Raw genomic sequence first — 25,525 nt, forward strand, 5'->3', positions numbered from 1 at the left:
ACGCATCCCCTTCCTCCGCAGCCCAGAGCCCTCGCGTCGCCAATAACGGCGCGGGGGAGGGCGCGGCATCCTCTGAGGACACCATGAACGCAGTGAAAGCCACCGGACCCGCCATCTACCGCGCCATTGCCTCCGTCATGGCTGATATGGCCGTCGAGGGTATAGGCAAGGACAAGCGCAACACCCAGCAGGGCTACAACTTCCGTGGGATTGACGACGTGTACAACGCGCTCGCCCCCATCCTGGCAAGGCGCGGATTGATCATTCTGCCCCGCGTCGTCAGCCGGGAATGCGTCGAGCGCACAACATCCAAGGGCGGCGCGATCTTCTACACGACCGTCCAGGTCGAGTTCACTCTGGTCGCAGCCGAGGATGGTTCGTCGCACGTCGTCACCACCTACGGCGAGGCGATGGATAGCGCCGACAAGTCCACCAACAAGGCTATGAGCGCCGCGTTCAAGTACGCCGCCATGCAGGCCTTCTGCATCCCGACCGAAGGCGACAATGACGCCGACGCCACCACGCATGAAGTTCGCGGACGCCAAGCCGACACCGGGCCGAGCGCGGCGGCGCAGTTCGCTGCTGACCAACTCCGCAATGCCAAGACAGGCGAGGAGTTCAAGCACTTCTGGAACAGCCAGAAGGAGGGCCTGCGCCAGAGCCTGAACGACGGCGACTACGCCCACGTCGTGAAGGTCATGCAGACCGAAGCCAAGCGCTTCGCCGACAAATCCGACGCGAAGCCTGCCGAGAAGACGACCGCCAACGATTTCCCCGGCGACACGCCCTTCGACGATCAGAAGGACGCCGCCTGATGACGACCTTCTACGTCAACTCGAAGGGCCAGGACGTCGAGATCGCCTCGATGGCCTATCCGCACCTCTGCTCTGCTCACGCCAAGCTGATCCGCGATCAACGCGACGGTCTGCGCCAGGTTGAGATCGACGCCATGGCCGCTGAGATCGCCGCCCGCGACGAGGCTCACGCTGCCGCGCTAGCCGCCCAGGCGGAGGACGCGGCTTAGGCCGCTCGCTCCGTCACACCCCGCTTTTGAAGGTCAACATCATGTTCATCACGTCCATCAACATCACCCGCGACGGCTACTACGGCTACGGCAAACATGACCCGTCCAAGCCTCTTCGCGCGACCGTCGCCGTCGAGGGGCAGCACGGCAAGGTCGAGCTTAACCTGACCCCCGAAGCGTCTGACCGCATGGTTGCCCTCATCGCAGAGGAGATCGTCGCGGCAACCAAAGAGACCGCGAACCTGATGACGTCAGGGCTGATCGCGGCGACCACTTCTGCCGGCCTCCTCGCCTCGAAAGGGGCGTAGAGCAATGAGCGCTCAAGTGATCCACCTCAGCAATGAGCCGCCGACGCCTTTCGACGCTCACCGCATCAACCTGGATGACCTTCTGGTCGAGGCTCGCAACTGGGCCGACGGCGAGCCCGCCGCCACTCAGGCTCAAGTCGACGAGATCGCCCGCCTGATTGACGATCTGAACGCTGGCGCCAAGGCCATGGAAGCCGAGCGTCTCGTTGAGAAGCGTCCGCTGGACGATCAGATCCAGGCCATTCAGGACCGCTACAACGTCTATCTGGCCCCGCTGTCGAACAAGACGGTCAAGGGTAAGGTGCCGCTGGCGATCGACGCGCTGAACGCCGCCAAGCGTCCCTTCCTGATCGCCGAAGAGGCGAGGCTGGAGGCCGCCCGCAAAGCCGCCCGCGAGGAGGCGGAGGCGGCCGCTAAGGCTGCTGCTGAGGCTTCGCGTCAGGCTGACGCCGCGGACCTGGAAGCGCGCGAGGCCGTCGACGCCAAGATCAAGGCCGCGGAGGACGCGCAGCGCGCCGCCAAGATCGCCGACAACGCCAAGGCTCACGCCCATGGCGGCGGCCGGGCCCAAGGTCTGCGCACCCGCGTCCTGGCGGAAGTCACCGATCTGGACGCCGCCGTCCGCCACTACTGGTCCGAGAACCGCGGGGCTTTCGCTGAGCTGATCCAGCGCCTGGCCGATGACGACGCCCGCCAGAACCGTCGCGCCGCCAAAGGCGTGACCTTCCGCGAGGAGCGCTACTGATGGCGCGCCACCTACTCAAGCTGACGCCGGGCCAGCGCGACAACGCGCACGGCTGGGTCGAGAAGGCTCTGCACATGTGGCAGCCCGGCGCCGCCTTCGTCATGGAGATCAGGGAGCCGACCCGGTCTGACGAACAGAATCGCGCGCTCTGGTCCCTTCTGGGCCAGATCCAGAAGGCTCGCCCCGTCCACAACGGCGTCCAGATGGACACCGAGACGTGGAAGTGCCTGTTCATGCATGCGCTGGGCCGCGAGGTCCGCTTCGTGCCCACGCTGGACGGCTCTTCGATGCTGCCGCTGGGCCTTCGCTCCTCCCGCCTGACCAAGCGTGAGTTCTCCGACCTGATCGAACTGATCCTCGCTTGGTGCGCGGCGAACGAGGTCGAAATTCAGCATTTCGACGCGGCGAACGACGACCACGCCCCGGCTCGAGGGGCAGCGGCATGACGACCGCACAGGAACGCGTGATCCTCGCCAAGGCCGCGCTGATCAAGCGCCAGCAGAACCGCGAGCGCCGGCAGGCCATCAAGGCGCAGCGGAAGCCAGGCGGAAAGGCTGACCGAGGCAGGGAGCGCGACAATGGCTTCTTGGCTTACCTGCGGCGCCAGCCGTGCGAAGCGGCCGCCCTGGGCGGATGCGGCGGCCCCATCGACCCGGCGCACATTCGGTACAACGACGGCCCCGAACGGCTGAACCCAGGCGGCGCCCGGAAGAACCACGACCGGCACGCCAACCCGCTCTGCCGGACGCACCACGACGAGCAGCACTCGATGGCCGAGCGCTACTTCTGGGATCGCCTCGGCAAGGACGCCTACGACACCGCCGCCGCTCATTACGCGACCTACACCGCCAACGACTCCACCCCTAACAAGCAGCGAGAAGCGTGATGGTCGATAGGGTTCATTCCGGCCTGACGGCCTCCATACCGGGCGGCATGGTAGCTGGCGGCGCGGCTTATCACGATCTGATCGCGGCAAAGCGCATCGCCTTCGAGCCGCGCGGCCTGGCGAACGTCCCGACGCTCAACTCAGCCATGAACCCGCATCAGGCGCATGTGGTGGACTTCGCTCTGCGCGCTGGCTGCTCGGCCATGTTCCTTGACACCGGCCTCGGCAAGACGCTCTGCGCCCTAGAATGGGGCCGTGTGGTAGTCGAGTTCACCAATCGTCCGGTCCTGATGCTTACCCCTCTCGCCGTGGCCGCGCAGCACGAGCGCGAAGCCATCAAGTTCGGGATCGACGCCAAGGCCATTCGCGAGCCAGAAGAGATCACCGGCGCCCGCGTCTACATCACCAACTATGAGCGCCTCGCCAAGTTTGATCTGTCGATCTTCGCCGGCGTCGTGCTGGACGAAAGCAGCATCCTCAAGAGCTTCAACGGCAAGACGACGCGGGCGCTGATCGACGGGTTCGCCAAGACGCCCTTCCGTCTGGCCTGCACCGCGACGCCGGCACCGAACGATCACGCCGAACTAGGGCAGCACTCCGAGTTCCTCGGCGCCATGTCGCAGAGCCAAATGCTCACGCGCTGGTTCCTGCATGACAGCATGGATACCGGCAACTGGCGCATGAAAGGCCACGCTGTTCAGGACTTCTGGAACTGGGTGGCTTCGTGGGCGCGGTGCGTCTCGAAACCCTCGGATCTAGGGTTCTCGGACGACGGGTTCATCCTGCCGGGCCTGAACATGCATCGCCATCTGGTGAAAGCCGATCGCTCCACCGACACCGGAGCAGAGAAGGACGGCCAGGCGCGGTTGTTCCGCATCCCCGACACGTCCGCCACCGCCATTCATGGCGAGAAGCGCCGCACCATCGAAGCCCGCGCGGATTTGCTGGCCGAGAAGGTCGCCGCCGAGCCGGGCGAGCCGTGGGTGGTCTGGTGCGACACCGACTATGAAGCAGACGCCCTGACGGCGCGCATGCCCCATGCCGTCGAGGTTCGCGGATCGATGACGCCCGACCAGAAAGAGGAACGTCTGACGGCGTTCTCCACCGGCGCCGAGCGGGTCATCATCACCAAGCCCTCAGTCGCCGGTTTCGGCCTGAACTGGCAGCACTGCGCCCGCGTCGGGTTCGTCGGCTTGAGCTTCTCCTATGAGAGTTTCTACCAGGCCGTGCGCCGCTGCCACCGCTTCGGACAGCAACGCCCTGTCGATGTTCACATCGCCTGCGCCGACACCGAGGAGTCGATCTGGAACGTCGTGAGCCGCAAGGCCGGCGACCACGAAGCCATGAAGCGCGAAATGACCGACGCCATGGGTCGGGCCTCACGGATCGTCCACGAGCAAGCGCCTTACACGCCAACAATCCCCATGAACCTCCCACAATGGATCGCCGCATGACTACCGTTCTCGATGCCGCGCAGGGTGAGCGCTTCTATGCGGTCAACGCCGACTGCGTAGAGTTCGCTGCTGGCCTGCCCGACAACTCCATCGGCTTCTCGGTCTACTCGCCGCCGTTCGCTAACCTGTTTGTCTATTCGGACAGCGAGCGGGACATGGGCAACGTAGCGGACGAGGCCGAGTTCAAGGCGCTCTATGCTCACATGGTGCGCGAGAAGTTCAGAGCCACCAAGCCCGGCAGGCTGACGGCGGTTCACTGCTCCGACATTCCCCGCACGAAAGGCAAGCACGGGTCGGTCGGCCTCTATGATTTCCCGGCCGATATTCGCGAAGTCCACGAGGCTGCGGGCTGGACCTATCACAGCCGCATCACGGTCTGGAAAGACCCGGTTGTCGAGATGCAGCGCACGAAGGCTCTGGGCCTGCTCTACAAGCAGATCCAGACCGACAGCACCCGCAGCCGCCAGGGCATGCCGGATTACGTGCTGGTGTTCCGCAAGACGCCCGAGGACGAGGCGCAAGCCGATAAGGTCGGGCAGGACAAGGCGCTGTTCCCGGTCTCGATGTGGCAGCAATGGGCGTCACCGGTCTGGATGGATATTGACCAGACCGACGTCCTGAACGTGAAGGTCGCCCGCGAGGACAAGGACGAGCGCCACCTTTGCCCGCTGCAACTTGACCTGATCGAGCGCTGCGTTCGCCTCTGGACCAACCCGGAAGACACCGTCTTCTCGCCATTCATGGGGATCGGCTCTGAGGGATGGGCCTCGCTCAAGGCCGGACGCCGGTTTGTCGGGTCGGAGTTGAAGCCGGCCTACTTCCGCCAGGCCGTGAAGAACCTTTCCCAAATGGAGGCTGAAAGCAGCGCTCCCAACCTTCTAGCGCTCGCAGGTGTCGCATGACCTCCGTTCCTCACTCCGGCGCAAAGAGCGTGACCCCCGGCGGTTCTGTTGCTGGGGGGCATACGAAGGGGCCTTGGGTCGTTACGTCCGATGGACACTATGTATCGCCCGCAGCAGACCTAACCAAGATCGTCGCTCTGGTCTTTAGACCGGACACGGACAGCGAGACCGAGCGGCACGACAACGCCTACCTAATGGCCGCCGCGCCTGATCTGCTGGAGGCTCTGCGCGAAGCCCGCGACGCGCTCCACCAGCACTACGTCGATTGGGATGGGGAGCCGGAAGACGCGGTTCCGCTCCAACTGGCCCGCGCGAAATGTGAAGCCGCCATCGCCAAGGCTACGGCAGGCGAGACCCGCAACGCCGAACCCATCCACCGCCGGGACGGAGACGAGGGGTGAGGGTGCTGATCGGATGCGAGTTCTCCGGCGTGGTTCGCCGGGCCTTCGCCGCGCGCGGGCATGACGCATGGTCGTGCGACCTGCTGCCGGCCGCGGACGGATCGAACCGCCACTTCGTCGGGGACGTGCGCGACTACCTAAACGAGGGCTGGGACCTGCTCGCCGTCTTCCATCCGCCCTGCACGCGGCTTTGCAACTCGGGCGTTCGCTGGCTCAACGTCCCGCCGCCCGGCAAGACGCTGGAGCAGATGTGGGCCGATCTGGACGAGGGCGCCGCGCTGTTCTCGGACCTCTGGAACGCGCCGATCGATCGGGTGGCCGTCGAGAACCCGGTCATGCACAAGCACGCCCGCGAGCGGATCCGCAACTATCAGCGGCCGGCGCAGACCGTGCAGCCGTGGTGGTTCGGCGATCCGGCGTTCAAGGGGACGGGCCTCTATCTGCGCGGTCTGCCGCCGCTGAACCCCACCAATCGCCTGACGCCGCCGAAACCTGGGACCGACGAACACAAGGCGTGGTCGGCCATCCACCGCGCCCCGCCGTCCGCCGACCGCTGGGCTTTCAGGTCCAAGACCTTCGCCGGCATCGCCAACGCCATGGCTGACCAATGGGGAGACCTCGACGGTCTGACCCCGGATCAGCGTGCCCTTTTCGAGGACGCAGCCGCATGACCGACCAAACCCCATCCCCCCAGAGCGTCGTCGTGCCGGTTCGCGGCCCCGGCCATTGCGATGATGACGCCGCATGGGCCGAGTTCGTCCGCCAGTATGACGGACAGCCCCGTTCGCGGCCCGACCTGACCGACTTCGCACTGGCGAACCGCGTCTTCATGGCGGATCGGAACGACCTCGACCTGATCGTCTGGCAGACCGCTGCCAAGGAGCGCATCCGCTGGCTGTCGATCGAACTGGCGAAGGCTCAAGCCGCCCCCGCCCCGTCATCGCTGGCGGGTGGGGAGGATGATGATGATGATGCGCGGCGTGAAAAGGTGGCTCGGATTGTTGATCCGTTGGCATTCAGCGAGAAATACGTTCGCTGGACCGACCCTGCGTGGGCCGAAAAGAAGGCCAAGCGCCTTTCAGATGCGGTCAGCAAAGCCGACGCCATCCTCGCCGCCCTATCCCCGGAAGCCCCAGCGCAGGTGGGGGTGGACGCTCGCGCGGTTGCGAAGGCGCTGAACCCGGCGCTTTTTTCGCACGACAAGGTCGAGGCTCACCGTGCCGCCTCGCCTATGGCCGTAACCGTTGCGCGTACTGAGGCAGTCGAGGCCGTTCGCAAGGTTCTTGACGCAGCCGCCCTCACCCCCCGCCATGAAGCCCCAGCCTCGGAAGGGGAACGCGAGCCTCTGTGTATGGCCTACAAGACTGGCTATGCGGATGGTGTCGAGGACAGTAACGGCATGTTTGACCGGGAGTCCTGCGAAGAAGGATGGGGCCAATATGCGGAGAAGCTTTCCGCCCAGCCCGCGCTTCCGGCTCGACTGCCGCTTCCGACCGTTGACGACGGACGTGGCGGTCGCCGCCCCATCAATCCGCAGGATGACCGCTGATGACCGACGCCAAGCATGAAGCCCCAGCCGAGGGGGCGGGGGAGCGTGAGAGACTGGCCGACGCGTATATTGCTGGCGCGATGTCGGTGCACGAATACTGGACCGAGAACCCCGGCGAAGCGCCGCGCGGCGACCCTGAGTTTGATGAAGCGGCGGGCGACTACGCCTATTCCATCCTCTCGGACCTCCGCGCCCGTTCGTCTGCGCCGGAAGCCCGCGAGGGGGAGGCGGTGGCTTGGATTGAGGCGGGCGACCTAGAGCACGTTTCTGAAGGCCACCCCCTAACGACCACCCTGTTCCCCTACGCCAAGGGTGAGGCCGCTCTCGCTCTCTACACCCACCCCGCCGCCCCGAGCGCCGACAAGCTGCGGATCGCGGTCGAGGCGTTGGAATACATAGACGGACGCAAGAGCATTGCTCCTGTGTGGGTCCAGCAGCGCGTCAGGTCTGCCCTAGCCGCCCTGAAAGCGGAGGGCGCGAAGTGAGCTACGTCACGATGGATCATGCTGGGTGGGTCGAGAGCAACAACGCCGCACACAACCGCATGCACTGCAAGCGCAAAGGGTTCAAGGCGGCCCCTGAGAAGCTGAACCCGCTCCAGACGAAGGTCATGGACATCTTGGGGATCACACTCGGCGGCATCTACAATGCGCCCATCTCATGGGAGAAGGTGGACTGGGACTACGGATGGGGCGCGGTGTCCGTCATCGTTCGCGATGATCGGTTCGCCACCTTCGACTTTCACCCCCTGACCGCCTTGGTCTTCCTCTGCCATGAGGCGCGCATCCGGTGCCAGTTCGAGGCGCACACGCACGGCTATCTTCGCCTGTCGTTCTCCCAGCGGGGACATGAAGGCAGCATGAGCTGTCGTCACCCCTCACTGGACGAAGCGGTCACCGCATTCAGGGGCTACTTCCCGTCCGACCACCCTCTCAAATACCAATCCACCACCCCTGACGCCCTGAAGGGGGGTGCGTGATGGCTTGCTGTGATGGCTGGGACGACACCGAAGACGCAAACGGGTCCTGTCCCGAATGCGGCGAGCCGACAGTTGACGGGGAGGCCGCTGTCGGTTGCGCCTATTCCCCCGTCGCCTGTGAAAAGTGCGGATGGAAGCCCTGCGATGGATCGTGCTGACATGACCACCACCCGAGAGACAGCCGACCATATCGGTGAGGCCAACGAGAAGGTCGCGGATCATACCCAATGCGAGGATTGCGGCGGGACCAACTGCCAAATCCCCGAACCCTATCAGATGGACGACGAGTGCGAGGATGACGACCAATGACCGACCATAGCGCGCTCATCGAACGACTGGAGGAGCGATCTGAGGTTTTCTGCGGAGTCGGAAAGATGGCTCTTTCTCGCGACCTCGCAGAAGCCGCCGCAGCCCTCCGCGATCAACAGTCCAAAATGCAGATGATGCAGGCTCGACTAGATCGCTGGGAGCCGAAACCCTTCTGCGGCCCCTCGTTCAGCTCGTCATTTCTGACAGGTCAGGCGGAACAGCCGTCCGACGCCTCACGTATCTTTCGACCATCGGCGGGCTCTGCCGGCCCCCTCCCATCAGCCCCTAACCAAGCAAAGGAGGCTGAGTGATGGCGCTATGGATACAGAACATTACGACAGACGAGCGGCCCGATCACCTTCCGCATGACTACGCGGTTCGGATCAACAACAACCCGCCGCTCGCCATGTTTGAGCATATAAGGTCTGGTGGTGCCGCCGCCTGTCTGCGCGCAGCTGCTGATGCCATCGACCAAGCAAAGGAGGCTGGAGAGTGATGGTTCATTCCGGCCAAGAGGCCTCCATACCTGTCGCGGATATGTCCGCCCTCATCGCTCGACTGGAAGCGGGGGAGATCGGCAGCGTTCTAGACGAGGCCATCAGCGACGCCCTGTGCAAGCGCAAGTTCCGCACGTGCATCGCGGGGCTTCCCGACGAACAGGGCGGGATGTGGATGTATGAGTTCGACGGCCACGCTGCGTCGTCCGCTCTGCGCGTCACCGCCTCACTCGACGCCGCCCTTGCGCTGGCTGAGCGAGTGTTGCCGGGTTACGAGGTAAGCGTCGCCCAGCGGAAGCCGCGCCATCTAGATACGTGTGCCGAGTGGTGGCACGCGAGCCTCTTTAAGATCAGGACCGGCGTTGTCTTTGGCGCGGGGCCCGGCACCATCTCGATTAAGTCCGCGACCCCCGCCGTAGCCCTCTGCATCGCCATTCTCAAAGCCAAGGCACAGGGAGAGGGCGGATGAGCGACTTTCACGACAGGCTGTCCGCCATGCTCGCCAAGGAAGCCACCGCCGCCAGCAAAGCCCCCGACCGTCACGAGCGCATGGGCGACATGATCGAAGGTCTGGCGCGTGGGCTGGGCTTTACCGTCGCCATCGCAGCGAACGGGAACGCCGAGACCATCGACACAATGATCGCCGGCGCCGAGCGCTATGCCCTAGAGGAAGCGGCGGACAAGGCCCCGTTCGCGCAGTTCATGGCCGCTGTGAGAGAATCCCAATGACCCCTCCCATGACCCCGCGCGAGAAGGTGCGGCACGCCTTGGAGACGGCACACAGCGTTCTCGACAACATCGCCAAGCCGATGGTCAACGACGGATCGGCGGTCGTCTGGTCGGTGTCCGACGACGTGCCGGAAGACATCTACACGGCGAAGTCTTGGGTCAAGGAAGCCATCGACCAGTTCACCGCCCTCGCGTCCGGCTCTGGCGATCAGATTCCCGGCCCCGACGACGTGACCGCTCCGTCTCAAATGGGGTTTCTTAGCGCGCTAGGGGAGGCCGCGTGGGAACAGCCTCCCCACACCGGCTCCGGCGATCATGCGGAGCTGGCGAAAAGGCTGTGGGACCGGCTCGATGATGAAGATGCCTTTGCAGCAGCCTCTGCCCTAGAAGCCCTCCTCGCAGAGAACGCGGCGCTGCGGGCTGCGTGTTCCAAAAGCAATGACGAAATCAGTCAAACGCTCGGCAAGGCCCTTGGTTATCCTTGGTTCAAGGACGACCAGATCAACTTCCCCGGCGCGACCGCAGAGAATGGTGTCTGCGTTGGCGACCATGTTGCAGAAAGCCTAGCCGACGAAGCTGCACGTCGCATCACCGAAGCAGAGCGCAAGCTGGCTGAGGCGGACCAGGTGATCCGCGACATTGCCGAGACGCCATACACCGGAGCGGACTGGCCCCGCAGTCGAGCCGCTACCTACATCGCCAGCAAGGAGGCCGAACGTGGGTGAGAGGACCATGGTTCATTCCGCCGCAAGCGGCTCCATACCCCGCCAGTCTGACCTGGCTGTCATCGCTGAACTTCAGGCCTTGGCGCTGGCGATCCGCATCGTCGGCCTCGAAAATCTCGACAGCGTAATCACGCGCAAACGGGACGAAGCCGAAGGCGGAGTGAATCCAAAAGGAGCAGAAGCATGACCGCTGACCTGTCATATGAAGAGCGGTGCGCCTCTGTCGGGTTTCGCACCATCGACAGCGCCCCCCGGGACGGAACGGCCATCATCGTCACTGCAGAAGATGAACCGCTTTACGAGATGAGTTGGAACCAGTTTGGATCGAACGATCTGGTGCAAGCCGAGCGCGGCATCTGGTGGGGCAAGGACGGCGCGTTCACATGGTCTGAAAAGCACGGTCACGGCCCCACGCATTGGGCTCCGCTCAATCATCCGATGATCGCCATTCTCAAAGCCAAGGCACAGGGAGAGGGCAATGGGTGACGTGGTTCAGTTTCCGCAGGTCGTGCGCGAGGACGAGATAGTCACCGTCACGCTGGAAGACTTCTTCGCCATTGTCACGAAGCAAAAGACGCTGGAAGACATCAAGTGGGAGAAGTCTCACGAAGCCCGCATCAAAGAGCTGACGGACATGGGCGTCGAGCGCCTGCGTCACCTTTGGGATAATGTCAGCGACGAGACCTCCTTCTACGAAGGCGAGTTTGGGATGCACGACTGCGCCGACATTCACACTGCTCTGAACCGATTGGGGGATGGGTATTACTGTGCAGTCTGATCGCATGACCCCCACCACGCCCCCTGATGGAGAGGGACGACATGACTGATGCAACCATGCTTGAGCGGGCGGCTAGGGCAGCTAGGGATGATGCGGCTATCTATGGCGCTGATCTTACCGTCGACCAGGCTGCTCATGTCGCCCGCGCCGTCCTGATGGCTGTTAGGGACTTGGACGATGAAACACGGCAGCGCGGCTCTGAGATTTACTGCACAAAAGGGTCGGGGCTTTTCACCGCCATGATCGACGCCATCCTGGCTGATGGAGAGGGACGATGAGCGCCGCGAACGACAACCGCTTCACCGTCGCCGACGTCCGTCGCGCCATCAAAGCCGCCGAGGCTGTGGGTAAGTCGGTCGCTGCCGTGGACTTCCCCAAGGAGGGCGGCTTCCGCCTCTTGCTTGGAGAGCCGGTTGCGCTCGACCTGCCTGTCAGGAGCGGCGCGAACGAATGGGATGATGTTCTCGCCTCATGAACCAGATGGCGAAGGTCGATCTGCGCTACGTCAAGGTCTATAAGGACCGGCACGGACGGCTGCGCCATTACTACCGGAGGAAGGGCTTCTCCAGCGTCACGCTGCCGGGGGATCCGGGGTCTGCTGAGTTCATGGCGGCTTATGCGGACGCCGAGGGCAGGGCGCCGCGCGAGGCCCCCAGCAAGTCGCGCGCGCAGCCCCGGTCGATCTCTGCCCTCATAGTCGAGTATTATAAATCGGCCTCGTTCATCGCACTGCGCGACAGCACGAAGCGGGGCTATCGAAACATCCTCGACCGCTTCCGGGCCAAGTATGGCGACCGGGGCGCGGCGAGCATCGAGACGCACCACCTGGAGGCCATCTTCCACGGCATGGCCGAGCGGCCCGGAGCCGTGCGGAACCTGCGCAAGCGACTGCGCAAGGTGTTCGGTCTCGCCGTCCGCCTCGGCTGGCGGCAGGACAACCCCGTCACGGAGACCGAGGGCGTCAAGGTCAAGTCCGAGGGCTTCACGGCCTGGAGCGAAGACGACATCACCGCTTTCGAGAAGCACTGGCCGTCAGGCTCGCGCGAGCGGCTTGCGCTGGCGCTGCTGCTCTACACCGGCCAGAGGCGGTCGGACGTGGTCACGATGGGCGGCCAGCACGTCGCTCAGGGACGAATCAGCGTGCGCCAACTGAAGACCGACGCCCGGCTGAAGGTCAGGCTGCACCCGTCCCTGCGCAAAGAGATCGATGCCCACCCCGTCAGCATGACCTTCCTGACGACCCAATACGGGGCGCCGTTCAGCGCCGCCGGTTTCACGCAGTGGTTCAGAGAGCGGGCAGAGCTGGCGGGACTGGTTGGGCGAACGCCGCACGGCCTGCGCAAGGCGGCCGGGCGAAGGCTCGCAGAGGCGGGCTGCACGGCCAAGGAAATCGCCGCCGTTCTCGGTCACACCACCCTGTCAGAGGTCGAGCGTTACACGCGGTCGGCGGACCAGGAGAAGCTGTCCGACGCGGCCATGGATCGGCTCGAAAAGTCCGAAACGGGAACGGGTGCTGTCTAACCGGTTAGACAATCCAGCATTACTGCGTTGATCCATAACGACAAAATAGGGGAGGTGGTAGGCCCGGAGGGACTCGAACCCCCAACCAGACCGTTATGAGCGGTCGGCTCTAACCATTGAGCTACGGGCCCCCGAAGCAGGGAGGACGTGCCTAGCAGGGGATGGGCTCGCTGCAAAGACGCCGCTGACCTGTCGTGCTTTTCATGCCGATGAACGGAACCTGCACAGGGGGCTTTTGCGTTCGTTCAGCTTGAAACGGTCAAGGTAGGCCGTGGCTGGCGAACACGCCTGGCCGATGGATTTCGACGGAGACCAAGATGACCCGCACCGCACGCGCCCTGATGCTGGGCTCGGCCCTGATGACCCTGGCGGTTCCCGCCATCGCCTCCGCCCAGGCTACGGGCGCTTCTCCGATGCAGGTGCACGCCATGGCGCAACAACCCGCCCTCAACCTGTCCGCCTATGGCGAGGTCAAGGTCGCCCCCGATCAGGCGACGATCAACTTCGGCGTCGTCACCGAGGCCGCCACCGCCCAGGAGGCCATGACCCAGAACGCCCAGCAGATGACCCGCGTCGTCGCCGCCCTGCGCCGAGCCGGCATCGCCGAGCGCGATATCCAGACCTCGGGTTTGAACCTGTCGGCGCAATACGACTATCAGCAGAACGAGCCGCCCAAGCTGCGCGGCTATCAGGCCCAGAACCGCGTCACCGTGGTCATCAATGATCTGTCGAAGGTCGGCGCGACCGCCGATGCGGTGGTGACGGCCGGGGTCAATCAGATCGACGGCATCGCCTTCGGCCTGAAGGACGCCAAGGCGGCCGAGGATCAGGCCCGCCAACTGGCCGTGCGGGCCCTGCAGGACAAGGCGCGCCTCTATGCCCAGGCCTTGGGTGTTCAGTTGGGCGGGGTTCGTTCCCTGACCGAGGGCGGCGGCTTCACGCCCGAGCCGCCGCGTCCGATGTACGCCCGCGCCATGGCCATGGACGCCGGCGGCGCCTCGACCCCGGTCTCGGCGGGCGAACTGACGGTCCGCATCGACATCAGCGGGACCTACGACATCGGTCGCTGATCGGCTGGCAAGATCATGAGGGGAGGGCCTGCCGGCGACGGCGGGCCCTTTTCGCATTTCATTAACGCGCCTTCATTTGACGCTGTCCGTGCGCGCCCTATGCTCGCGGCAGGCCGCGCTTGGCCACTGACGGGACGGCCGCCTTTTTCATGAAACAGTTCTTCCTGACCATGCTCGGCGTCTTCGCCGGGCTCGTGGCCTTCTTCATCGTCCTGCCGATCGCGGCGCTTCTGTTCTTCGCCGCCGCAGCCGGCGCGTCCAAGCCGGCCACGCCCGCCAACTCGGTGCTGGAGCTGGACCTGCGCGAGGGGCTGACCGATCAGCAGCCGACCAATCCCTTCGCCGCCTTCAGCGGGTCGGGCCTGTCGGTGATCCACATCGTCGACACCCTGGCCCAGGCCGAGAAGGACGACAGCGTCAAGGTTCTGCTGGTTCGTGCGCCCGAGGGCGGCATGAACCCCGCCGCCGCCGACGAGGTGCGTCAGGCGATCCACCGCTTCCGCGCCTCGGGCAAGACCGTCATCGCTCATAGTCAGGGCTTCATGCCGATCGGGGCCGTGGTTTCCAGCTATATGGTTGCGTCCAGCGCCGACCAGCTGTGGATGCAGAACACCGCCAACTTCCAAGCCGTGGGTCTGTCCAGCGACAGCCTGTTCCTGGGTCGCGCCTTCCAGAAATACGGGGTGAAGCCCGAGTTCGAGCAGCGCTACGAGTACAAGAACGCCGTCAACGAATACACCCAGAGCGACTACACCGGTCCGCACCGCGAGGCGATGACGGCCTGGATGACTTCCATCTATGACGGCGCCCTGGCCAATGTCGCGCGCGACCGCAAGACCACGCCTGAGGCGCTGAAGGCGACCATCGAGGCCGGTCCCTATTCAGCCGAACAGGCCCTGTCGCTGAAGCTGATCGACAAGATCGGCCAGGTCGAGGAGGCCGAAGCCGCCGCCAAGACCAAGGCGGGCAAGGACGCCAAGATCATCAAGTTCGGCGACTATGCCTCCCTGCAGGGCGCGCGCAACGGCTCGGGCAAGTCGGCCATCGCCATTGTCGGCGGCGAGGGCGCGATCACCACGGGGCGCGGCCAGAGCGCCTCGCCCTTCGGCTCGGGTTCGGACATCCGTTCGGACGACACGGCCAAGGCCATCTATGACGCCATCGAGGACAAGGCCGTGAAGGCCATCGTCTTCCGCGTCTCCTCGCCGGGCGGCTCGCCTGAGGCGTCCGAGCAGATCCTGGCCGCCGTGCGCGCGGCCAAGGCGGCGGGCAAGCCGGTGGTGGTCTCCATGGGCGCCTATGCGGCTTCGGGCGGCTACTGGATCAGTTCGGAAGCTGACTGGATCGTGGCCCAGCCCTCGACCCTGACCGGCTCTATCGGCGTCTTCGGCGGCAAGTTCGTGCTGGCCGACGCCCTGGGTCGTTTCGGCCTGGACATGCGCGGCCTGTCGGTCGGCGGCGACTACGCCGACGCCTTCTCGCCGGTGCAGGGCTTCGATCAGGGCCAGCGCGCCGCCTTCGCCGCCTCGATGGACCGGGTTTATGAGGAGTTCGTCGCCCGCGTTTCGGCGGGGCGCAAGCTGCCGGTCGAGCGGGTGCGCGAGATCGCCAAGGGCCGGGTCTGGACCGGGGCCCAGGCCAAGACCCTGGGTCTGGTCGACGAACTTGGCGGCCTGAACGAGGCTGTCATCAAGGCCCGCAAGCTGGCCAATATCCCGACCAGCGAGTCTGTGCGGTTCAAGCGCTTCCCCACGCCGCAGTCGCCGTGGGAGGCCCTGGCCTCGGCCTTCGGCGCCTCGGGCCAGGCGGCGGAGGCCATGGTCTCGGTCGGCCGCGTCATGGGCGATCCGGCGGCCCAGGCCATGCTGAATCAGGTCGAGGCCGAGCGTCTGCGCAGCCGGGGCGCCGTGGTGCTGGCGGACCAGCCGGCTTTTTAAAGGCGATAATCCTGACTGATGCGTGATGTCGCAGTCCATTGACCGTTCAGGTCGATGGACCGACATTGGGTTTCAGGCGTTCCCTGCGCGGTGCGCCATGAGAGGCAGTTCCATGATCCAGTCCGACCCCTTCGCCCAGATCGGCTTCAACGCCCGGCGCCGCACCGGCGGCGGCCTGATGGCGCCCTTCGTCTGGCTCGGCGGTCTGATCGCCACGGCCTTGGCCGTGACCGTGGGCGCGGTCCTGGCCGTGCTGACCGCCGCCGCCGTGGCGGTGATCGCCCTGATCGCCGGGGTGGTGGTCTTCTTCGCCGGCTTCGCCTTCCGCGCCCGTCGTGCTCGCGCCGCCACGGCCCGTCGCGACGAGGGCGTGATCGACGCCCAGAAGGTCGGCGACACCTGGGTCGCCTACGGCTGGGAACGCGAAGGGCGCTGATCGGGCGCCATGCTGAGCTTCATCGACGCCCCATCCCCCAACTTCAACGCCCGGCGCGGCCCGCCAGACATGCTGGTGCTGCACTACACCGGGATGAAGACGGCGGACGAAGCCGTCGCCCGTCTGCGCGATCCGGCCGCCGAGGTCTCGGCCCACTATGTGGTGAATGAGAACGGCGTGATCCTGCGTCTGGCGCCGGAAGAGCGTCGCGCCTGGCACGCCGGCCGCGGCGTCTGGCAGGGCGAAACCGACGTCAACGCCGCCTCTATCGGCATCGAGATCGTCAATCCGGGGCATGAGTTCGGCTATCGTCCCTATCCCGAGGCGCAAGTTCAGGCGGTGATCGCCCTGATCGCGGACATCCGCTCGCGCTGGACCATCCCCGACGCCCGCATCATCGGCCATTCCGATGTCGCGCCCGACCGCAAGCAGGACCCCGGCGAACTCTTCCCGTGGAAGCGTCTGGCCGAGGCCGGGCATGGCCTGTGGTTCGACCCCGCGCCCGAGCGCGTCGCCGCCCTCGGCGCCGACCTGTCGCCAGGCGACGAGGGGCTGGGCGTCATCGTCCTGCGTTCGGGCCTGCACCGCCTGGGTTATGGGGTGAAGCCGGGCGGCGACTACGACGACGAGACCCGCCTGACCGTCGAGGCCTTCCAGCGCCACTGGCGGCCCGACCGCATCGACGGGATCGCCGACGGCGAGACCCGCGCCCGCCTGGTCGGCCTGCTGCAACTGGCCTCGGTCGAGAGCGTCACCGGCGTTCTGGATTGACGCGCGCCCCGTTCGCGCGCACTTAGCCCCCGCCAGACGGCCGGGCGGTCGCGGCGAGAGCTTGCTCTTGTCGAGGAAAGTCCGGGCTCCACGGTGAAGAGGCGGCGGGTAACTCCCGCCCGGGGTGACCCGAGGGATAGCGCCACAGAAAGCAAACCGCCTGGGCTCCGGCCCGGGGAAGGGTGAAAGGGTGGGGTAAGAGCCCACCGCGTCGGCGGCAACGTCGGCGGCATGGCAAGCCCCGCCTGGAGCAAGACCGAATAGGGACGTCGCGCGGGCTCGCTCGCAGGGTTCACCGCCCGAGGCGTCCGGGTAGGTCGCGAGAACCGCTCAGCAATGGGCGGTCCAGAGGAATGATCGTCGCCGCCTTTCGGGGCGGAACAGAACCCGGCTTACAGGCCGTCTGGCATTTTTGTTTGGGCCTATCGGCCTTCGGCCTACTTGAGGCCCATGTTGTTCGGTCTATCGCGCTTTGCGCTGCTTGAGGCCGTTTTCGCTCCATTATCCGCCGTCATCCTCGGGCTTGACCCGAGGATCGGGCTGTCCGGCTGCGCGATGGCGGCGCCATTAACGCCTGCGTTGAAAACATGGCGAAAATCGCCGTCCACAGGCTGTGAATACTCTTGATGTTGCTTGTATGTTCTCATTTTACACTTCATTTCACGTTCGGCGAACTGCAAATTTGGTTAAAGGGTGTCAACTAATCCCATTGAGGCCCATCTGATCCCATGCTATCCCACAACCTCATGAGTAGGGGCTGTCGCCCGACGCGTGGTGTCATCAACGGACTTTCAGGGGCGGGCCGAGGGGCTCGATTGGGCAGGGCGTGTTTCTCTCGACCTACGAGAAGCAGCTGGACGGCAAGCGCCGTCTCCTGATCCCTCAGGAATTCCGCACGGCTGAAAACGGCGCTGAGCATGGCGTCTTCTGCTTCCCTTCCATTGAAGCTGACTGCCTGGAAGCGGGTGGCGACAAGCTGTTCGCCGAATACCGCGCCGTCATCGAAAGCCTGCCCTTCGGCGATCCCTATCGCTCGGCGCTGGAAGCCTCGATCTTCGGCGAGCAGAAGCCCCTGTCCTATGACTCGGCCGGCCGTATCACCCTGCCGGAACACCTGTGCGCCGAGGTCGACCTGTCCGACACGGTCGTCATCTATGGTGTCGGTGAGCGCTTCCAGATCTGGAACAAGGACAAGTGGGCCGCGCACCGCGCCGAGCAGCGCCGCATGGCGCGCGAGGGCCTGAAGCAGTTCGGCGAGATGCGTCGCCAGGCTGCGGTCGCGAAGACTGGGGGCGCGGCATGACGTCTCCGCACGCCCCCGTCCTGCTGGCCGAAGTCCTTGAGGTCCTGAGCCCGCAACCTGGCGACGTCATCATCGACGCCACCTTCGGCGCCGGCGGCTACACCCGCGCCATTCTGGAGCGCGGCGCTCAGGTCATCGGTCTGGATCGGGACCCGACCGTTCAGCCGCACGCCGATGCGGTTGCCGCCGCCTACCCGGGTCAGTTCCAGCTGATCCGCACCCCCTTCTCGGGCCTGTCCGAAGCCTTCGCCGAGAGCGGCAAGGCCCAGCTGAACGGCGCCGTCTTCGACATCGGCGTCTCGTCGATGCAGCTGGATCAGGCCGAGCGGGGCTTCTCCTTCATGCGCGATGGGCCGCTGGACATGCGCATGGGCGATACGGGGCCGACCGCCGCCGACATCGTCAACGCCTGGGATCACGGGCCGCTGGCCCACATCTTCAAGCAGTACGGCGACGAACGTCAGTCGGGCCGCGTCGCCACCGCCATCCTGCGTCGCCGCGTCGAGCAGCCGTTCAGCCGCACCCTGGATCTGGCTGAGGTGGTCGAAAAGGCCTTGGGCGGTCGTCGCGGCGCGGCCATCCATCCCGCGACCCGCGTCTTTCAGGCCCTGCGCATCGCCGTCAACGACGAGCTGGGCCAGCTGGAGCGCGGTCTGGAAGCGGCCGAGGCGACCCTGGCGCCGGGCGGCCGTCTGGTCGTCGTCACCTTCCATTCGCTGGAAGACCGCATCGTCAAGGCCTTTCTGACCGAGCGCACCGGCAACTCGCCGGGCGGCTCGCGTCACGCTCCGGTCGCGGTGGAACTGCGCAAGCCTAGCTTCGACCTGATGTTCAAAGGCGCCAAGGAGGCCGGTGAGGCCGAGCTGGCCGCCAACCCGCGCGCCCGGTCGGCCCGCCTGCGCGCCGCGATCCGCACCGAGGCTCCGGCCTGGGGTGCTATCGGAGGGAAGCGCGCATGATCGCCGTTCCCGTTCCGGTGAAGCGCCTGTTCGACTGGAAGGTCCGTGGCGTGCGCTGCGTCGAGATCATCGGCGTGGTCTGCGTCGCCGCCCTGGTCTTCTCGGTCTATATCGCCAAGGCCGCCGCCGCCCGCGAAAGCGCCGAGATCAGCCGCATCGAGAGCGAGATCCGCGAGAACCGGCAGCGCGTCCGCCTGCTGCGCGCCGAGGCGACCCGGCTGGAGCAGCCCGCGCGGTTGGAGGCCCTGTCGCGCGAGATCGGCCTGGGTCCGGTCGATGTGAAGAAGCAGGCGGTCGAAGCCGGTCTGCCCGCCATCGCCCCGCCGCCGGCTGTCGTCGCGCCCCCGCCTGTGGCCGTCGCGTCCGTTGCTGAACCCGTCGCCGGGGAGACTCTGCATTGAGCGTGCATGATCACCACGGCATGGACTATCGTCGCCCGGCGCCGGGCCGCACGCAGCCGCGTCCGCAGGGTCCCTCGGTCGGCGGTCTGTTCGCCGCCTGGGGCCGCTGGGTCGCCAACTGCGTCTGGTGGATGGAGCATTCGTTCGAGCGCGCCCGCGCCGACGGCCGTCCCGAAGAAGACACCCGCGTCCGCATCTTCCTGATCCTGGCGGTCTTTTCCGCCGTCTTCGCCTGTCTGGCCCTGGGCGCGGCCCACGCCGCCCTGTTCGCGCCGCGCGGCGCGGCGGGCGCGGGCTTCAATCCGAACGCCCTGACGCGCGCCGATCTGGTCGACCGCAACGGCCAGCTTCTGGCCACCAACATCACCCACTACGGCCTCTATATCGACCCGCGGGAGATCTGGGACCCGGCCAGCGCCAAGGTCCAGTTGCGCCGCGCCCTGCCGCGCGTCTCGGCCAAGCGTCTGGATCGCGTGCTGAGCGGCGAGCGTCGCCTTCTGGTCCTGAACGGCCTGACCCCGTCCGAGCGCAGCGCGGTCCATGCCCTGGCTCTGGGCGGCGTCTCGTTCGAGCCCGAGGATCGCCGCGTCTATCCGCTGGGCACCTCGGCCGCGCACCTGATCGGCCGGGCCGACACGGGCGGCGAGGGCGTGTCCGGCACCGAACTGGCCTTCAATCAGGAAATCCGCGCGGCGGGCGCTGCCGGCGAGGACTTCCAGCTGTCCATCGATCTGCGGGTGCAGGGCGTGGTCGAGAACGAACTGGCCGCCGCCGCCGAGCAGGCGAAGGCCAAGGGGGCGGTCGCCGTGGTGGCCGACGCCCAGACGGGCGAGATTCTGGCGATGGCCTCGTGGCCGACCTATGACGCCAACCGCCGCAACAGCGCGCCGAGCGAGGCCCTGTTGAACCGCGTCACCTCGGCTCACTATGAAATGGGCTCGGTGTTCAAGAGCTTCACCGTCGCCGCCGGCATCGACACCGGCCGGGCCGACATGAACACCCTGTTCGACGCCTCCCAGGCCCTGCAGATCGGCCGCCGCCGCATCACCGACTTCCACGCCACCAACAAGGTCCTGACGCTGGAGGAGGTCTATCTGCACTCGTCCAACATCGGCACCTCGCGTCTGGCGGTCGAGATGGGCGGCGACGTGATGCGCGACTACTTCCGCCGCCTGGGCCTGCTGGACGCCGCCCCGATCGAGCTGAAGGAATCGGCCAGCCCGCCCAAGGTGCGCAAGTGGGACGACACCACCCTCGCTTCGCTGTCCTTCGGCTACGGCATCATGATCACGCCGATCCAGTATGTCGCCGCTTATGGCGCTCTGGTGAATGGCGGCCGCTATGTCCCGCCCACCCTGCGCAAGGGCGGCAACCCCCATGCGCAGACCCGTCAGGTCGTCTCGTCCGAGACCTCGGCCACCATGCTGGACCTGATGCGCCGCAACGTGACGCGCGGTTCGGGCCGTTTCGCCGATGCGCCGGGCCTGAGGGTCGGCGGCAAGACGGGCTCGGCCAACAAGCTGGTCAACGGCCGCTATAATCCCGCCGTCGCCGTTGGTTCCTTCGCCGGGGTCTTCCCAGCCGATGGACCGGTGACGGCCAAGCGTTATACCGTCTTCGTCCTGATGGACGAGCCGGGAACCTTCCCGCGCACCGGCGGCTATGTCGCCGCGCCCGCCGTGGGCGGCATCGCCGACCGCATCGCCCCCTTCCTGGATGTCCAGCGCAAGGCCGATCGCTGGTCCACCGCTCTGGGTGAGAAGATCCCCGAGTTCCAGGACGTCGAGGGCGACGGCCGATGAGCGCCCTTCGTCTTTCGGAAATCCTGCGCCGCGACGTGAGCTCGGACCCCGAGATCACCGCTGTCACCGCCGACAGCCGCAAGGTCGTCCCCGGCGCCCTGTTCGTGGCCCTGCCGGGCGCGTCCGCCGACGGCCGCGCCTTCATTCCGCAGGCCCTGGCGAAAGGCGCCGCCGCCATCCTGGCCCCCGCCGACACCCCGGCGGGCGCCGCGCCCCTGCTGGTCGCCTCGGGCGACGTACACCGCGCCTATGCGCTTGCCGCGCGCAGCTTCTACGGCGCCCAGCCCAAGACCTGCGTCGCCATCACCGGCACCAACGGCAAGACCTCGGTGGCCAACTTCTGCCGCCAGATCTGGGCCGGTCTGGGCCTCAAGTCGGCCAGCATGGGCACCCTGGGCGTGGTCGGCCAAAAGGGCGACAAGACCTACGCCCTGACCGGCCCCGGCCTGACCAGCCCCGACGCCGCCGACGCCGCCCGCCTGCTGGCCGAACTGGCCGCCAAGGAGGTGACCCACCTGGCGCTCGAGGCCTCGTCGCACGGCATCGAGCAGCGCCGTCTGGACGGGGTGGCCATCCGCGCCGCCGGCTTCACCAACCTGACCCAGGACCACCTCGACTATCACGGCACGATGGAAGCCTATCGCGCCGCCAAGCTGCGTCTGTTCGAGGCCCTGTTGCCGCGTGGCCGCACCGCCGTTCTGAACGCCGACTCCGACGCCTATTCGGCCTTCGCCTCGGCCTCGATCATGGCGGGTCTGGGCGTCATGGGCGTGGGAGAGCGCGGGCGCGACCTGTCGCTGCTGGCGCGTCGGGCCACGCCGGAAGGCCAGCGCCTGACCATCGACGCGCGCGGCCGCATCCACGACATCCTGCTGCCGCTGGCGGGCGCCTTTCAGGCTTCGAACGCCCTGGTCGCGGCGGGTCTGTGTATTGCGGGCGGTGAAGACCCCGACCGGGTCATCCCGGCGATGGAGTTCATCCAGGGCGCGCAAGGCCGTCTGCAACGTATCCCGGGCGAAGGTTCGCGCGGCGGCGAGGTCTATGTCGACTACGCCCACACGCCGGACGGTCTGGAGACAGTGCTCAACGCCCTGCGACCCCACGCGACCGGCAAGCTGATCGTCGTCTTCGGCGCCGGCGGCGACCGTGACCGCGCCAAGCGGCCGATGATGGGCGAGATCGCCGGACGTCTGGCCGACGTGGCCATCGTCACCGACGACAATCCGCGCTCGGAAGACCCCGCCGCCATCCGCGCCCAGGTCCGCGCCGGCTGCCCCGATGCGCTGGAAATCGGCGACCGCCGCGAAGCCATCCGTCACGCCGTATCGCTGATGCGCGAAGGAGATGTGGTGGTGATCGCCGGAAAAGGGCATGAACAGGGACAGATCGTCGCCGGGGTCGTGCATCCCTTCGACGACGCCACCGAAGCGACCGAAGCCCTGCGCGATCATGCCTGACACCCAAACGCCGCTCTGGACCGCCGATGCCATCGCCTCGGCGACCGGCGGCCAGCTCCACGGACCCGATGCTGATGTCTCGGGCCTGACCTACAACAGCCGTGAAATCCAGCCCGGCGATCTGTTCCTGGCCCTGCACGGCGCGCGCGACGGACATGAGTTCGTCGCCGCCGCCTTCGCCGCCGGGGCCACGGTGGCTCTGGTCGATCGTCCCGTCGAGGGCGGGCCCTATGTTCTGGTGCCCGACACCCTGAAGGGGCTGGAGGCCATGGGCGTCGCCGCCCGCGACCGCGCCCGTCTGCGCGGCGCCGTCACGGGCAGCGTCGGCAAGACCAGCGTGACCCAGGCGATCAAGGCCGGTCTGGACCTTGCCGGTTCCGCCCACGCCTCGATCAAGAGCTACAACAACCACATCGGCGTGCCGCTGACGCTGGCGCGGATGCCGCATGGCGCCGACCGCGCCGTGTTCGAGATCGGCATGAACCATCCGGGCGAGATCGGCCCGCTGTCGAGCTTCGTCCGCCCCCACGCCGCCTGCGTCACCACGGTCGGCCCGGTCCATATCGAAGCCTTCGCCGACGGCGAGGCGGGCGTGGCGCGCGAAAAGGCCGCCATCTTCCAGGGCCTGGTCCCCGGTGGGATCGCCGCGGTCAACGCCGCCGACGCCCATGCCGACATCGTACGTCAGGGCGCTCTGAACGCCGGGGCGACGTTGCGCACCTTCGGTCATGACGCGGGCTGCGACGCCCGTCTGCTGGGCTTCACGCCCGACAGCGAGGGCGCGACCGTCGTCGCCGAGCTGGACGGCCAGCGCATCGAGTATCGTCTGGCGCAGTCGGGCGTGCACTGGGGCCTGAACAGCCTGTGCGTCATCCTGATGCTGCGGGCGCTGGATGTCTCGCTGGAAACAGCCTTGCAGGCCCTCGCCGGCTTCCAGCCTCTGGCCGGACGCGGGCAGATGAAGACGGTCGCCATCCCCGGCGGCGCATTCACTCTGATCGACGAGAGCTACAACGCCAATCCCCTGTCGATGAAGGCGGGCTTCGTCAGCCTGAGCGCCAAGCCCGTGGGGCCGGGCGGTCGCCGCGTCGTCGTCCTGACCGACATGCTGGAGCTGGGCGAGCACAGCCGCGCCCTGCACGAGGGCCTGGCCCCGGCTATCGAAGCTGCGGGTCTGGATGTGGTTCATGCCGCCGGACCGCAGATGCGCCAGCTTTACGACATCCTTCCGCCGTCGCTGCGGGGCCAATGGCGCGAAACCGCCGCTGAACTGGCCGCCGAGGCCGCCGCCCTGGTCCAGCCGGGCGACGTGGTCATGGTCAAGGGATCGAACGGGTCGCGCGCCTCGCTGGTCGCGGCGGCCCTGGCCGGATTGCATGACGCCGCGCGCGGATCGATAGAGAAATGAGGAGAGACCCCCTCAAGCAGGACCGCGCCGCGCGCGGTCCGATAGGGGACTAAAAAGCCAATGTTTTACCTGCTCTATCTCTACTACGCTGATATCGCTCAGGAATATCCGCTGCTGCACCTGATCCAGTATCAGACGGTGCGCGTCGCCCTGGCCATGGCCACGGCCATGATCGTCGCGGTCGCCATGGGTAGCCGCTTCATCAACTGGATCCGCGCCAAGCAGGGACGCGGCCAGCCGATCCGCGAGGACGGCCCGGTGTCGCACCTGTCCAAGGTCGGGACCCCGACCATGGGCGGGCTGATGATCCTGGCGGGCATCGGCGTCGCGGTCTTCCTCTGGGGCGACCTGACCAACCCCTATATCTGGATCGTTTCCGGCGTCACGGCGGCCTTTGGCGTGCTGGGCTTCATCGACGACTACGCCAAGGTGACCAAGCAGACCTCGGCGGGCCTGACCTCGAAACAGAAGCTGGCGGCCCAGGCGGTCGTGGCCGTGATCGCGGGCGTGCTGACCGTGGTTTGGATGACCTATTCGCCGACCTCGCCGGGTCTGGAAACCTCGATCGCCTTCCCCTTCCTCAAGGCCATCCTGCTCAACATCGGCTGGTTCTATGTGGCCTTTGCGGCCTTCACCATCATCGGCTTCTCCAACGCGGTGAACCTGACCGACGGCCTGGACGGTCTGGCCATCGTGCCGGTGATGATGGCGGCGGGCGCCTTCGGCATCATCTCCTATCTGGTCGGCAACTTCCTGTTCGCCGACTATCTGCAGGTCCACCACGTGCCCGGCGCGGGTGAACTGGCCATCTTCTGCGCCGCCATGATCGGCGGGGGCATGGGCTTCCTCTGGTATAACGCCCCTCCGGCCAAGATCTTCATGGGCGACACTGGCTCGCTGGCCCTGGGCGGCGCGCTCGGCTCCATCGCCGTGGCCACCAAGCACGAACTGGTGCTGGGCATCGTCGGCGGCCTGTTCGTGGTCGAGGCCGCCTCGGTCATGATCCAGGTCGGCTACTTCAAGCTGACCGGCAAGCGCATCTTCCTGATGGCCCCCATCCACCACCATTTCGAGAAGATGGGCTGGCCGGAATCGACTGTCGTCATCCGCTTCTGGATCGTCGCCGCCATGCTGGCGCTGCTCGGTCTGGCCACGCTGAAGCTGCGCTGATCCC

Annotated in this window: 35 protein-coding genes, 1 tRNA gene and 1 other RNA gene; 36 read left to right on the forward strand and 1 reads right to left on the reverse strand. The window is 66.4% G+C overall.

What is annotated here, in order from left to right:
• Positions 1-83: 83 nt before the first annotated feature.
• From ACR9FL_RS04375 to ACR9FL_RS04490, 24 genes are all read left to right on the forward strand, one after another.
• On the forward strand, positions 84-815 hold the full coding sequence (locus tag ACR9FL_RS04375) for an ERF family protein (RefSeq protein WP_436357348.1): 732 nt from the start codon (positions 84-86) through the stop codon (positions 813-815).
• Positions 815-1,024 (forward strand): hypothetical protein, encoded by a 210-nt coding sequence (locus ACR9FL_RS04380; RefSeq protein ID WP_436357349.1) that lies wholly within the window; start codon positions 815-817, stop codon positions 1,022-1,024. Before ACR9FL_RS04375 ends, ACR9FL_RS04380 begins: the two co-directional genes overlap by 1 nt.
• Positions 1,025-1,065: 41 nt before the next feature.
• On the forward strand, positions 1,066-1,332 hold the full coding sequence (locus tag ACR9FL_RS04385; RefSeq protein WP_436357350.1) for a hypothetical protein: 267 nt from the start codon (positions 1,066-1,068) through the stop codon (positions 1,330-1,332).
• 4 nt (positions 1,333-1,336) lie between these two features.
• Positions 1,337-2,077 carry a hypothetical protein gene (locus ACR9FL_RS04390; protein ID WP_436357351.1) on the forward strand — a complete coding sequence of 247 codons (741 nt, stop codon included), beginning with the start codon at positions 1,337-1,339 and terminating at the stop codon, positions 2,075-2,077.
• On the forward strand, positions 2,077-2,523 hold the full coding sequence (locus tag ACR9FL_RS04395) for a recombination protein NinB (RefSeq protein ID WP_436357352.1): 447 nt from the start codon (positions 2,077-2,079) through the stop codon (positions 2,521-2,523). Before ACR9FL_RS04390 ends, ACR9FL_RS04395 begins: the two co-directional genes overlap by 1 nt.
• On the forward strand, positions 2,520-2,963 hold the full coding sequence (locus ACR9FL_RS04400) for a hypothetical protein (protein WP_436357353.1): 444 nt from the start codon (positions 2,520-2,522) through the stop codon (positions 2,961-2,963). Before ACR9FL_RS04395 ends, ACR9FL_RS04400 begins: the two co-directional genes overlap by 4 nt.
• Positions 2,963-4,417 (forward strand): helicase-related protein, encoded by a 1,455-nt coding sequence (locus ACR9FL_RS04405; protein WP_436357354.1) that lies wholly within the window; start codon positions 2,963-2,965, stop codon positions 4,415-4,417. The genes ACR9FL_RS04400 and ACR9FL_RS04405 overlap by 1 nt, the downstream gene beginning before the upstream one ends.
• Positions 4,402-5,319 (forward strand): DNA-methyltransferase, encoded by a 918-nt coding sequence (locus ACR9FL_RS04410; RefSeq protein WP_436357356.1) that lies wholly within the window; start codon positions 4,402-4,404, stop codon positions 5,317-5,319. The genes ACR9FL_RS04405 and ACR9FL_RS04410 overlap by 16 nt, the downstream gene beginning before the upstream one ends.
• On the forward strand, positions 5,316-5,720 hold the full coding sequence (locus tag ACR9FL_RS04415) for a hypothetical protein (RefSeq protein WP_436357357.1): 405 nt from the start codon (positions 5,316-5,318) through the stop codon (positions 5,718-5,720). Before ACR9FL_RS04410 ends, ACR9FL_RS04415 begins: the two co-directional genes overlap by 4 nt.
• The gene (locus tag ACR9FL_RS04420; RefSeq protein WP_436357359.1) at positions 5,717-6,391 is read left to right on the forward strand and encodes a hypothetical protein; all 675 of its coding nucleotides are present in this window, start codon (positions 5,717-5,719) and stop codon (positions 6,389-6,391) included. The genes ACR9FL_RS04415 and ACR9FL_RS04420 overlap by 4 nt, the downstream gene beginning before the upstream one ends.
• The gene (locus ACR9FL_RS04425) at positions 6,388-7,269 is read left to right on the forward strand and encodes a hypothetical protein (protein ID WP_436357360.1); all 882 of its coding nucleotides are present in this window, start codon (positions 6,388-6,390) and stop codon (positions 7,267-7,269) included. Before ACR9FL_RS04420 ends, ACR9FL_RS04425 begins: the two co-directional genes overlap by 4 nt.
• Entirely contained in the window at positions 7,269-7,754 is a 486-nt protein-coding gene (locus tag ACR9FL_RS04430; RefSeq protein WP_436357361.1) for a hypothetical protein, read from the forward strand. The genes ACR9FL_RS04425 and ACR9FL_RS04430 overlap by 1 nt, the downstream gene beginning before the upstream one ends.
• On the forward strand, positions 7,751-8,248 hold the full coding sequence (locus tag ACR9FL_RS04435) for a hypothetical protein (RefSeq protein ID WP_436357363.1): 498 nt from the start codon (positions 7,751-7,753) through the stop codon (positions 8,246-8,248). Before ACR9FL_RS04430 ends, ACR9FL_RS04435 begins: the two co-directional genes overlap by 4 nt.
• A 159-nt stretch (positions 8,249-8,407) precedes the next feature.
• A complete protein-coding gene (locus ACR9FL_RS04440) occupies positions 8,408-8,557 on the forward strand; it encodes a hypothetical protein (RefSeq protein ID WP_436357364.1) in 150 nt (49 codons plus the stop codon).
• A 310-nt stretch (positions 8,558-8,867) separates the two neighbouring features.
• Entirely contained in the window at positions 8,868-9,053 is a 186-nt protein-coding gene (locus ACR9FL_RS04445; protein WP_436357366.1) for a hypothetical protein, read from the forward strand.
• Positions 9,050-9,523, forward strand: coding sequence for a hypothetical protein (locus ACR9FL_RS04450; protein ID WP_436357368.1), 474 nt, complete (start codon positions 9,050-9,052; stop codon positions 9,521-9,523). The genes ACR9FL_RS04445 and ACR9FL_RS04450 overlap by 4 nt, the downstream gene beginning before the upstream one ends.
• Entirely contained in the window at positions 9,520-9,783 is a 264-nt protein-coding gene (locus tag ACR9FL_RS04455) for a hypothetical protein (protein ID WP_436357370.1), read from the forward strand. The genes ACR9FL_RS04450 and ACR9FL_RS04455 overlap by 4 nt, the downstream gene beginning before the upstream one ends.
• Before the next feature lie 8 nt (positions 9,784-9,791).
• Positions 9,792-10,508: a hypothetical protein gene (locus ACR9FL_RS04460; protein ID WP_436357371.1), complete on the forward strand. Its 717-nt coding sequence runs from the start codon at positions 9,792-9,794 to the stop codon at positions 10,506-10,508.
• Between the two features lie 7 nt (positions 10,509-10,515).
• Positions 10,516-10,695: a hypothetical protein gene (locus ACR9FL_RS04465; RefSeq protein ID WP_436357372.1), complete on the forward strand. Its 180-nt coding sequence runs from the start codon at positions 10,516-10,518 to the stop codon at positions 10,693-10,695.
• Positions 10,692-10,994, forward strand: coding sequence for a hypothetical protein (locus ACR9FL_RS04470; protein ID WP_436357374.1), 303 nt, complete (start codon positions 10,692-10,694; stop codon positions 10,992-10,994). Before ACR9FL_RS04465 ends, ACR9FL_RS04470 begins: the two co-directional genes overlap by 4 nt.
• The gene (locus tag ACR9FL_RS04475; RefSeq protein ID WP_436357375.1) at positions 10,987-11,286 is read left to right on the forward strand and encodes a hypothetical protein; all 300 of its coding nucleotides are present in this window, start codon (positions 10,987-10,989) and stop codon (positions 11,284-11,286) included. The genes ACR9FL_RS04470 and ACR9FL_RS04475 overlap by 8 nt, the downstream gene beginning before the upstream one ends.
• Before the next feature lie 41 nt (positions 11,287-11,327).
• Positions 11,328-11,564, forward strand: coding sequence for a hypothetical protein (locus tag ACR9FL_RS04480; RefSeq protein ID WP_436357376.1), 237 nt, complete (start codon positions 11,328-11,330; stop codon positions 11,562-11,564).
• On the forward strand, positions 11,561-11,761 hold the full coding sequence (locus ACR9FL_RS04485; protein ID WP_436357378.1) for a hypothetical protein: 201 nt from the start codon (positions 11,561-11,563) through the stop codon (positions 11,759-11,761). The genes ACR9FL_RS04480 and ACR9FL_RS04485 overlap by 4 nt, the downstream gene beginning before the upstream one ends.
• On the forward strand, positions 11,758-12,807 hold the full coding sequence (locus ACR9FL_RS04490) for a tyrosine-type recombinase/integrase (RefSeq protein ID WP_436357379.1): 1,050 nt from the start codon (positions 11,758-11,760) through the stop codon (positions 12,805-12,807). The genes ACR9FL_RS04485 and ACR9FL_RS04490 overlap by 4 nt, the downstream gene beginning before the upstream one ends.
• 55 nt (positions 12,808-12,862) lie before the next feature.
• On the opposite strand, the gene ACR9FL_RS04495 is transcribed toward ACR9FL_RS04490, so the two are convergent.
• Positions 12,863-12,938: transfer RNA gene (locus tag ACR9FL_RS04495), tRNA-Ile, on the reverse strand.
• A gap of 186 nt (positions 12,939-13,124) precedes the next feature.
• On the opposite strand from ACR9FL_RS04495, the gene ACR9FL_RS04500 reads away from it, so the two are divergent.
• The 12 genes from ACR9FL_RS04500 (at position 13,125) to mraY (ending at position 25,521) form a co-directional block, all read left to right on the forward strand.
• Entirely contained in the window at positions 13,125-13,877 is a 753-nt protein-coding gene (locus ACR9FL_RS04500) for an SIMPL domain-containing protein (RefSeq protein ID WP_436357381.1), read from the forward strand.
• Between the two features lie 149 nt (positions 13,878-14,026).
• A complete protein-coding gene (sppA, locus tag ACR9FL_RS04505) occupies positions 14,027-15,814 on the forward strand; it encodes a signal peptide peptidase SppA (RefSeq protein ID WP_436357383.1) in 1,788 nt (595 codons plus the stop codon).
• A gap of 112 nt (positions 15,815-15,926) precedes the next feature.
• Entirely contained in the window at positions 15,927-16,250 is a 324-nt protein-coding gene (locus ACR9FL_RS04510) for a hypothetical protein (RefSeq protein WP_296176076.1), read from the forward strand.
• Positions 16,251-16,259: 9 nt separating this feature from the next.
• The gene (locus tag ACR9FL_RS04515; protein ID WP_436357385.1) at positions 16,260-17,021 is read left to right on the forward strand and encodes a peptidoglycan recognition protein family protein; all 762 of its coding nucleotides are present in this window, start codon (positions 16,260-16,262) and stop codon (positions 17,019-17,021) included.
• Between the two features lie 32 nt (positions 17,022-17,053).
• Positions 17,054-17,432, forward strand: an RNA gene (rnpB, locus tag ACR9FL_RS04520) — RNase P RNA component class A.
• 415 nt (positions 17,433-17,847) lie between these two features.
• Complete coding sequence (locus tag ACR9FL_RS04525; protein ID WP_296176072.1) at positions 17,848-18,324, forward strand: division/cell wall cluster transcriptional repressor MraZ; 477 nt, start codon at positions 17,848-17,850, stop codon at positions 18,322-18,324.
• Positions 18,321-19,283 (forward strand): 16S rRNA (cytosine(1402)-N(4))-methyltransferase RsmH, encoded by a 963-nt coding sequence (rsmH, locus tag ACR9FL_RS04530; RefSeq protein ID WP_436357387.1) that lies wholly within the window; start codon positions 18,321-18,323, stop codon positions 19,281-19,283. Before ACR9FL_RS04525 ends, rsmH begins: the two co-directional genes overlap by 4 nt.
• Complete coding sequence (gene ftsL / locus ACR9FL_RS04535) at positions 19,280-19,684, forward strand: cell division protein FtsL (protein ID WP_296176068.1); 405 nt, start codon at positions 19,280-19,282, stop codon at positions 19,682-19,684. Before rsmH ends, ftsL begins: the two co-directional genes overlap by 4 nt.
• Before the next feature lie 20 nt (positions 19,685-19,704).
• Positions 19,705-21,486: a peptidoglycan D,D-transpeptidase FtsI family protein gene (locus tag ACR9FL_RS04540; protein ID WP_436358118.1), complete on the forward strand. Its 1,782-nt coding sequence runs from the start codon at positions 19,705-19,707 to the stop codon at positions 21,484-21,486.
• Positions 21,483-22,943, forward strand: a complete 1,461-nt coding sequence (locus tag ACR9FL_RS04545) for a UDP-N-acetylmuramoyl-L-alanyl-D-glutamate--2,6-diaminopimelate ligase (protein ID WP_296178407.1) — start codon at positions 21,483-21,485, stop codon at positions 22,941-22,943. The genes ACR9FL_RS04540 and ACR9FL_RS04545 overlap by 4 nt, the downstream gene beginning before the upstream one ends.
• The gene (locus ACR9FL_RS04550; RefSeq protein WP_436357389.1) at positions 22,936-24,351 is read left to right on the forward strand and encodes a UDP-N-acetylmuramoyl-tripeptide--D-alanyl-D-alanine ligase; all 1,416 of its coding nucleotides are present in this window, start codon (positions 22,936-22,938) and stop codon (positions 24,349-24,351) included. Before ACR9FL_RS04545 ends, ACR9FL_RS04550 begins: the two co-directional genes overlap by 8 nt.
• A gap of 60 nt (positions 24,352-24,411) precedes the next feature.
• The gene (gene mraY, locus ACR9FL_RS04555; RefSeq protein ID WP_436357391.1) at positions 24,412-25,521 is read left to right on the forward strand and encodes a phospho-N-acetylmuramoyl-pentapeptide-transferase; all 1,110 of its coding nucleotides are present in this window, start codon (positions 24,412-24,414) and stop codon (positions 25,519-25,521) included.
• The last annotated feature ends 4 nt before the right edge of the window (positions 25,522-25,525 follow it).

It is taken from the genome of Brevundimonas sp. CEF1, assembly GCF_051353055.1.
GTDB lineage: Bacteria > Pseudomonadota > Alphaproteobacteria > Caulobacterales > Caulobacteraceae > Brevundimonas.

Coding starts and splice junctions, on each gene's coding strand:
- ftsL (WP_296176068.1), top strand. CDS start 19,280: ATGATCGCCGTTCCCGTTCCGGTGAAGCGCCTGTTCGACTGGAAGGTC.
- ACR9FL_RS04415 (WP_436357357.1), top strand. CDS start 5,316: ATGACCTCCGTTCCTCACTCCGGCGCAAAGAGCGTGACCCCCGGCGGT.
- ACR9FL_RS04410 (WP_436357356.1), top strand. CDS start 4,402: ATGGATCGCCGCATGACTACCGTTCTCGATGCCGCGCAGGGTGAGCGC.
- ACR9FL_RS04465 (WP_436357372.1), top strand. CDS start 10,516: ATGGTTCATTCCGCCGCAAGCGGCTCCATACCCCGCCAGTCTGACCTG.
- ACR9FL_RS04430 (WP_436357361.1), top strand. CDS start 7,269: ATGACCGACGCCAAGCATGAAGCCCCAGCCGAGGGGGCGGGGGAGCGT.
- ACR9FL_RS04390 (WP_436357351.1), top strand. CDS start 1,337: ATGAGCGCTCAAGTGATCCACCTCAGCAATGAGCCGCCGACGCCTTTC.
- ACR9FL_RS04455 (WP_436357370.1), top strand. CDS start 9,520: ATGAGCGACTTTCACGACAGGCTGTCCGCCATGCTCGCCAAGGAAGCC.
- ACR9FL_RS04480 (WP_436357376.1), top strand. CDS start 11,328: ATGACTGATGCAACCATGCTTGAGCGGGCGGCTAGGGCAGCTAGGGAT.
- ACR9FL_RS04400 (WP_436357353.1), top strand. CDS start 2,520: ATGACGACCGCACAGGAACGCGTGATCCTCGCCAAGGCCGCGCTGATC.
- ACR9FL_RS04545 (WP_296178407.1), top strand. CDS start 21,483: ATGAGCGCCCTTCGTCTTTCGGAAATCCTGCGCCGCGACGTGAGCTCG.
- sppA (WP_436357383.1), top strand. CDS start 14,027: ATGAAACAGTTCTTCCTGACCATGCTCGGCGTCTTCGCCGGGCTCGTG.
- ACR9FL_RS04540 (WP_436358118.1), top strand. CDS start 19,705: ATGGACTATCGTCGCCCGGCGCCGGGCCGCACGCAGCCGCGTCCGCAG.
- ACR9FL_RS04440 (WP_436357364.1), top strand. CDS start 8,408: ATGACCACCACCCGAGAGACAGCCGACCATATCGGTGAGGCCAACGAG.
- ACR9FL_RS04470 (WP_436357374.1), top strand. CDS start 10,692: ATGACCGCTGACCTGTCATATGAAGAGCGGTGCGCCTCTGTCGGGTTT.
- ACR9FL_RS04510 (WP_296176076.1), top strand. CDS start 15,927: ATGATCCAGTCCGACCCCTTCGCCCAGATCGGCTTCAACGCCCGGCGC.
- ACR9FL_RS04490 (WP_436357379.1), top strand. CDS start 11,758: ATGAACCAGATGGCGAAGGTCGATCTGCGCTACGTCAAGGTCTATAAG.
- ACR9FL_RS04485 (WP_436357378.1), top strand. CDS start 11,561: ATGAGCGCCGCGAACGACAACCGCTTCACCGTCGCCGACGTCCGTCGC.
- ACR9FL_RS04500 (WP_436357381.1), top strand. CDS start 13,125: ATGACCCGCACCGCACGCGCCCTGATGCTGGGCTCGGCCCTGATGACC.
- rsmH (WP_436357387.1), top strand. CDS start 18,321: ATGACGTCTCCGCACGCCCCCGTCCTGCTGGCCGAAGTCCTTGAGGTC.
- ACR9FL_RS04375 (WP_436357348.1), top strand. CDS start 84: ATGAACGCAGTGAAAGCCACCGGACCCGCCATCTACCGCGCCATTGCC.
- ACR9FL_RS04385 (WP_436357350.1), top strand. CDS start 1,066: ATGTTCATCACGTCCATCAACATCACCCGCGACGGCTACTACGGCTAC.
- ACR9FL_RS04515 (WP_436357385.1), top strand. CDS start 16,260: ATGCTGAGCTTCATCGACGCCCCATCCCCCAACTTCAACGCCCGGCGC.
- ACR9FL_RS04460 (WP_436357371.1), top strand. CDS start 9,792: ATGACCCCGCGCGAGAAGGTGCGGCACGCCTTGGAGACGGCACACAGC.
- ACR9FL_RS04550 (WP_436357389.1), top strand. CDS start 22,936: ATGCCTGACACCCAAACGCCGCTCTGGACCGCCGATGCCATCGCCTCG.
- mraY (WP_436357391.1), top strand. CDS start 24,412: ATGTTTTACCTGCTCTATCTCTACTACGCTGATATCGCTCAGGAATAT.
- ACR9FL_RS04380 (WP_436357349.1), top strand. CDS start 815: ATGACGACCTTCTACGTCAACTCGAAGGGCCAGGACGTCGAGATCGCC.
- ACR9FL_RS04425 (WP_436357360.1), top strand. CDS start 6,388: ATGACCGACCAAACCCCATCCCCCCAGAGCGTCGTCGTGCCGGTTCGC.
- ACR9FL_RS04395 (WP_436357352.1), top strand. CDS start 2,077: ATGGCGCGCCACCTACTCAAGCTGACGCCGGGCCAGCGCGACAACGCG.
- ACR9FL_RS04405 (WP_436357354.1), top strand. CDS start 2,963: ATGGTCGATAGGGTTCATTCCGGCCTGACGGCCTCCATACCGGGCGGC.
- ACR9FL_RS04475 (WP_436357375.1), top strand. CDS start 10,987: ATGGGTGACGTGGTTCAGTTTCCGCAGGTCGTGCGCGAGGACGAGATA.
- ACR9FL_RS04445 (WP_436357366.1), top strand. CDS start 8,868: ATGGCGCTATGGATACAGAACATTACGACAGACGAGCGGCCCGATCAC.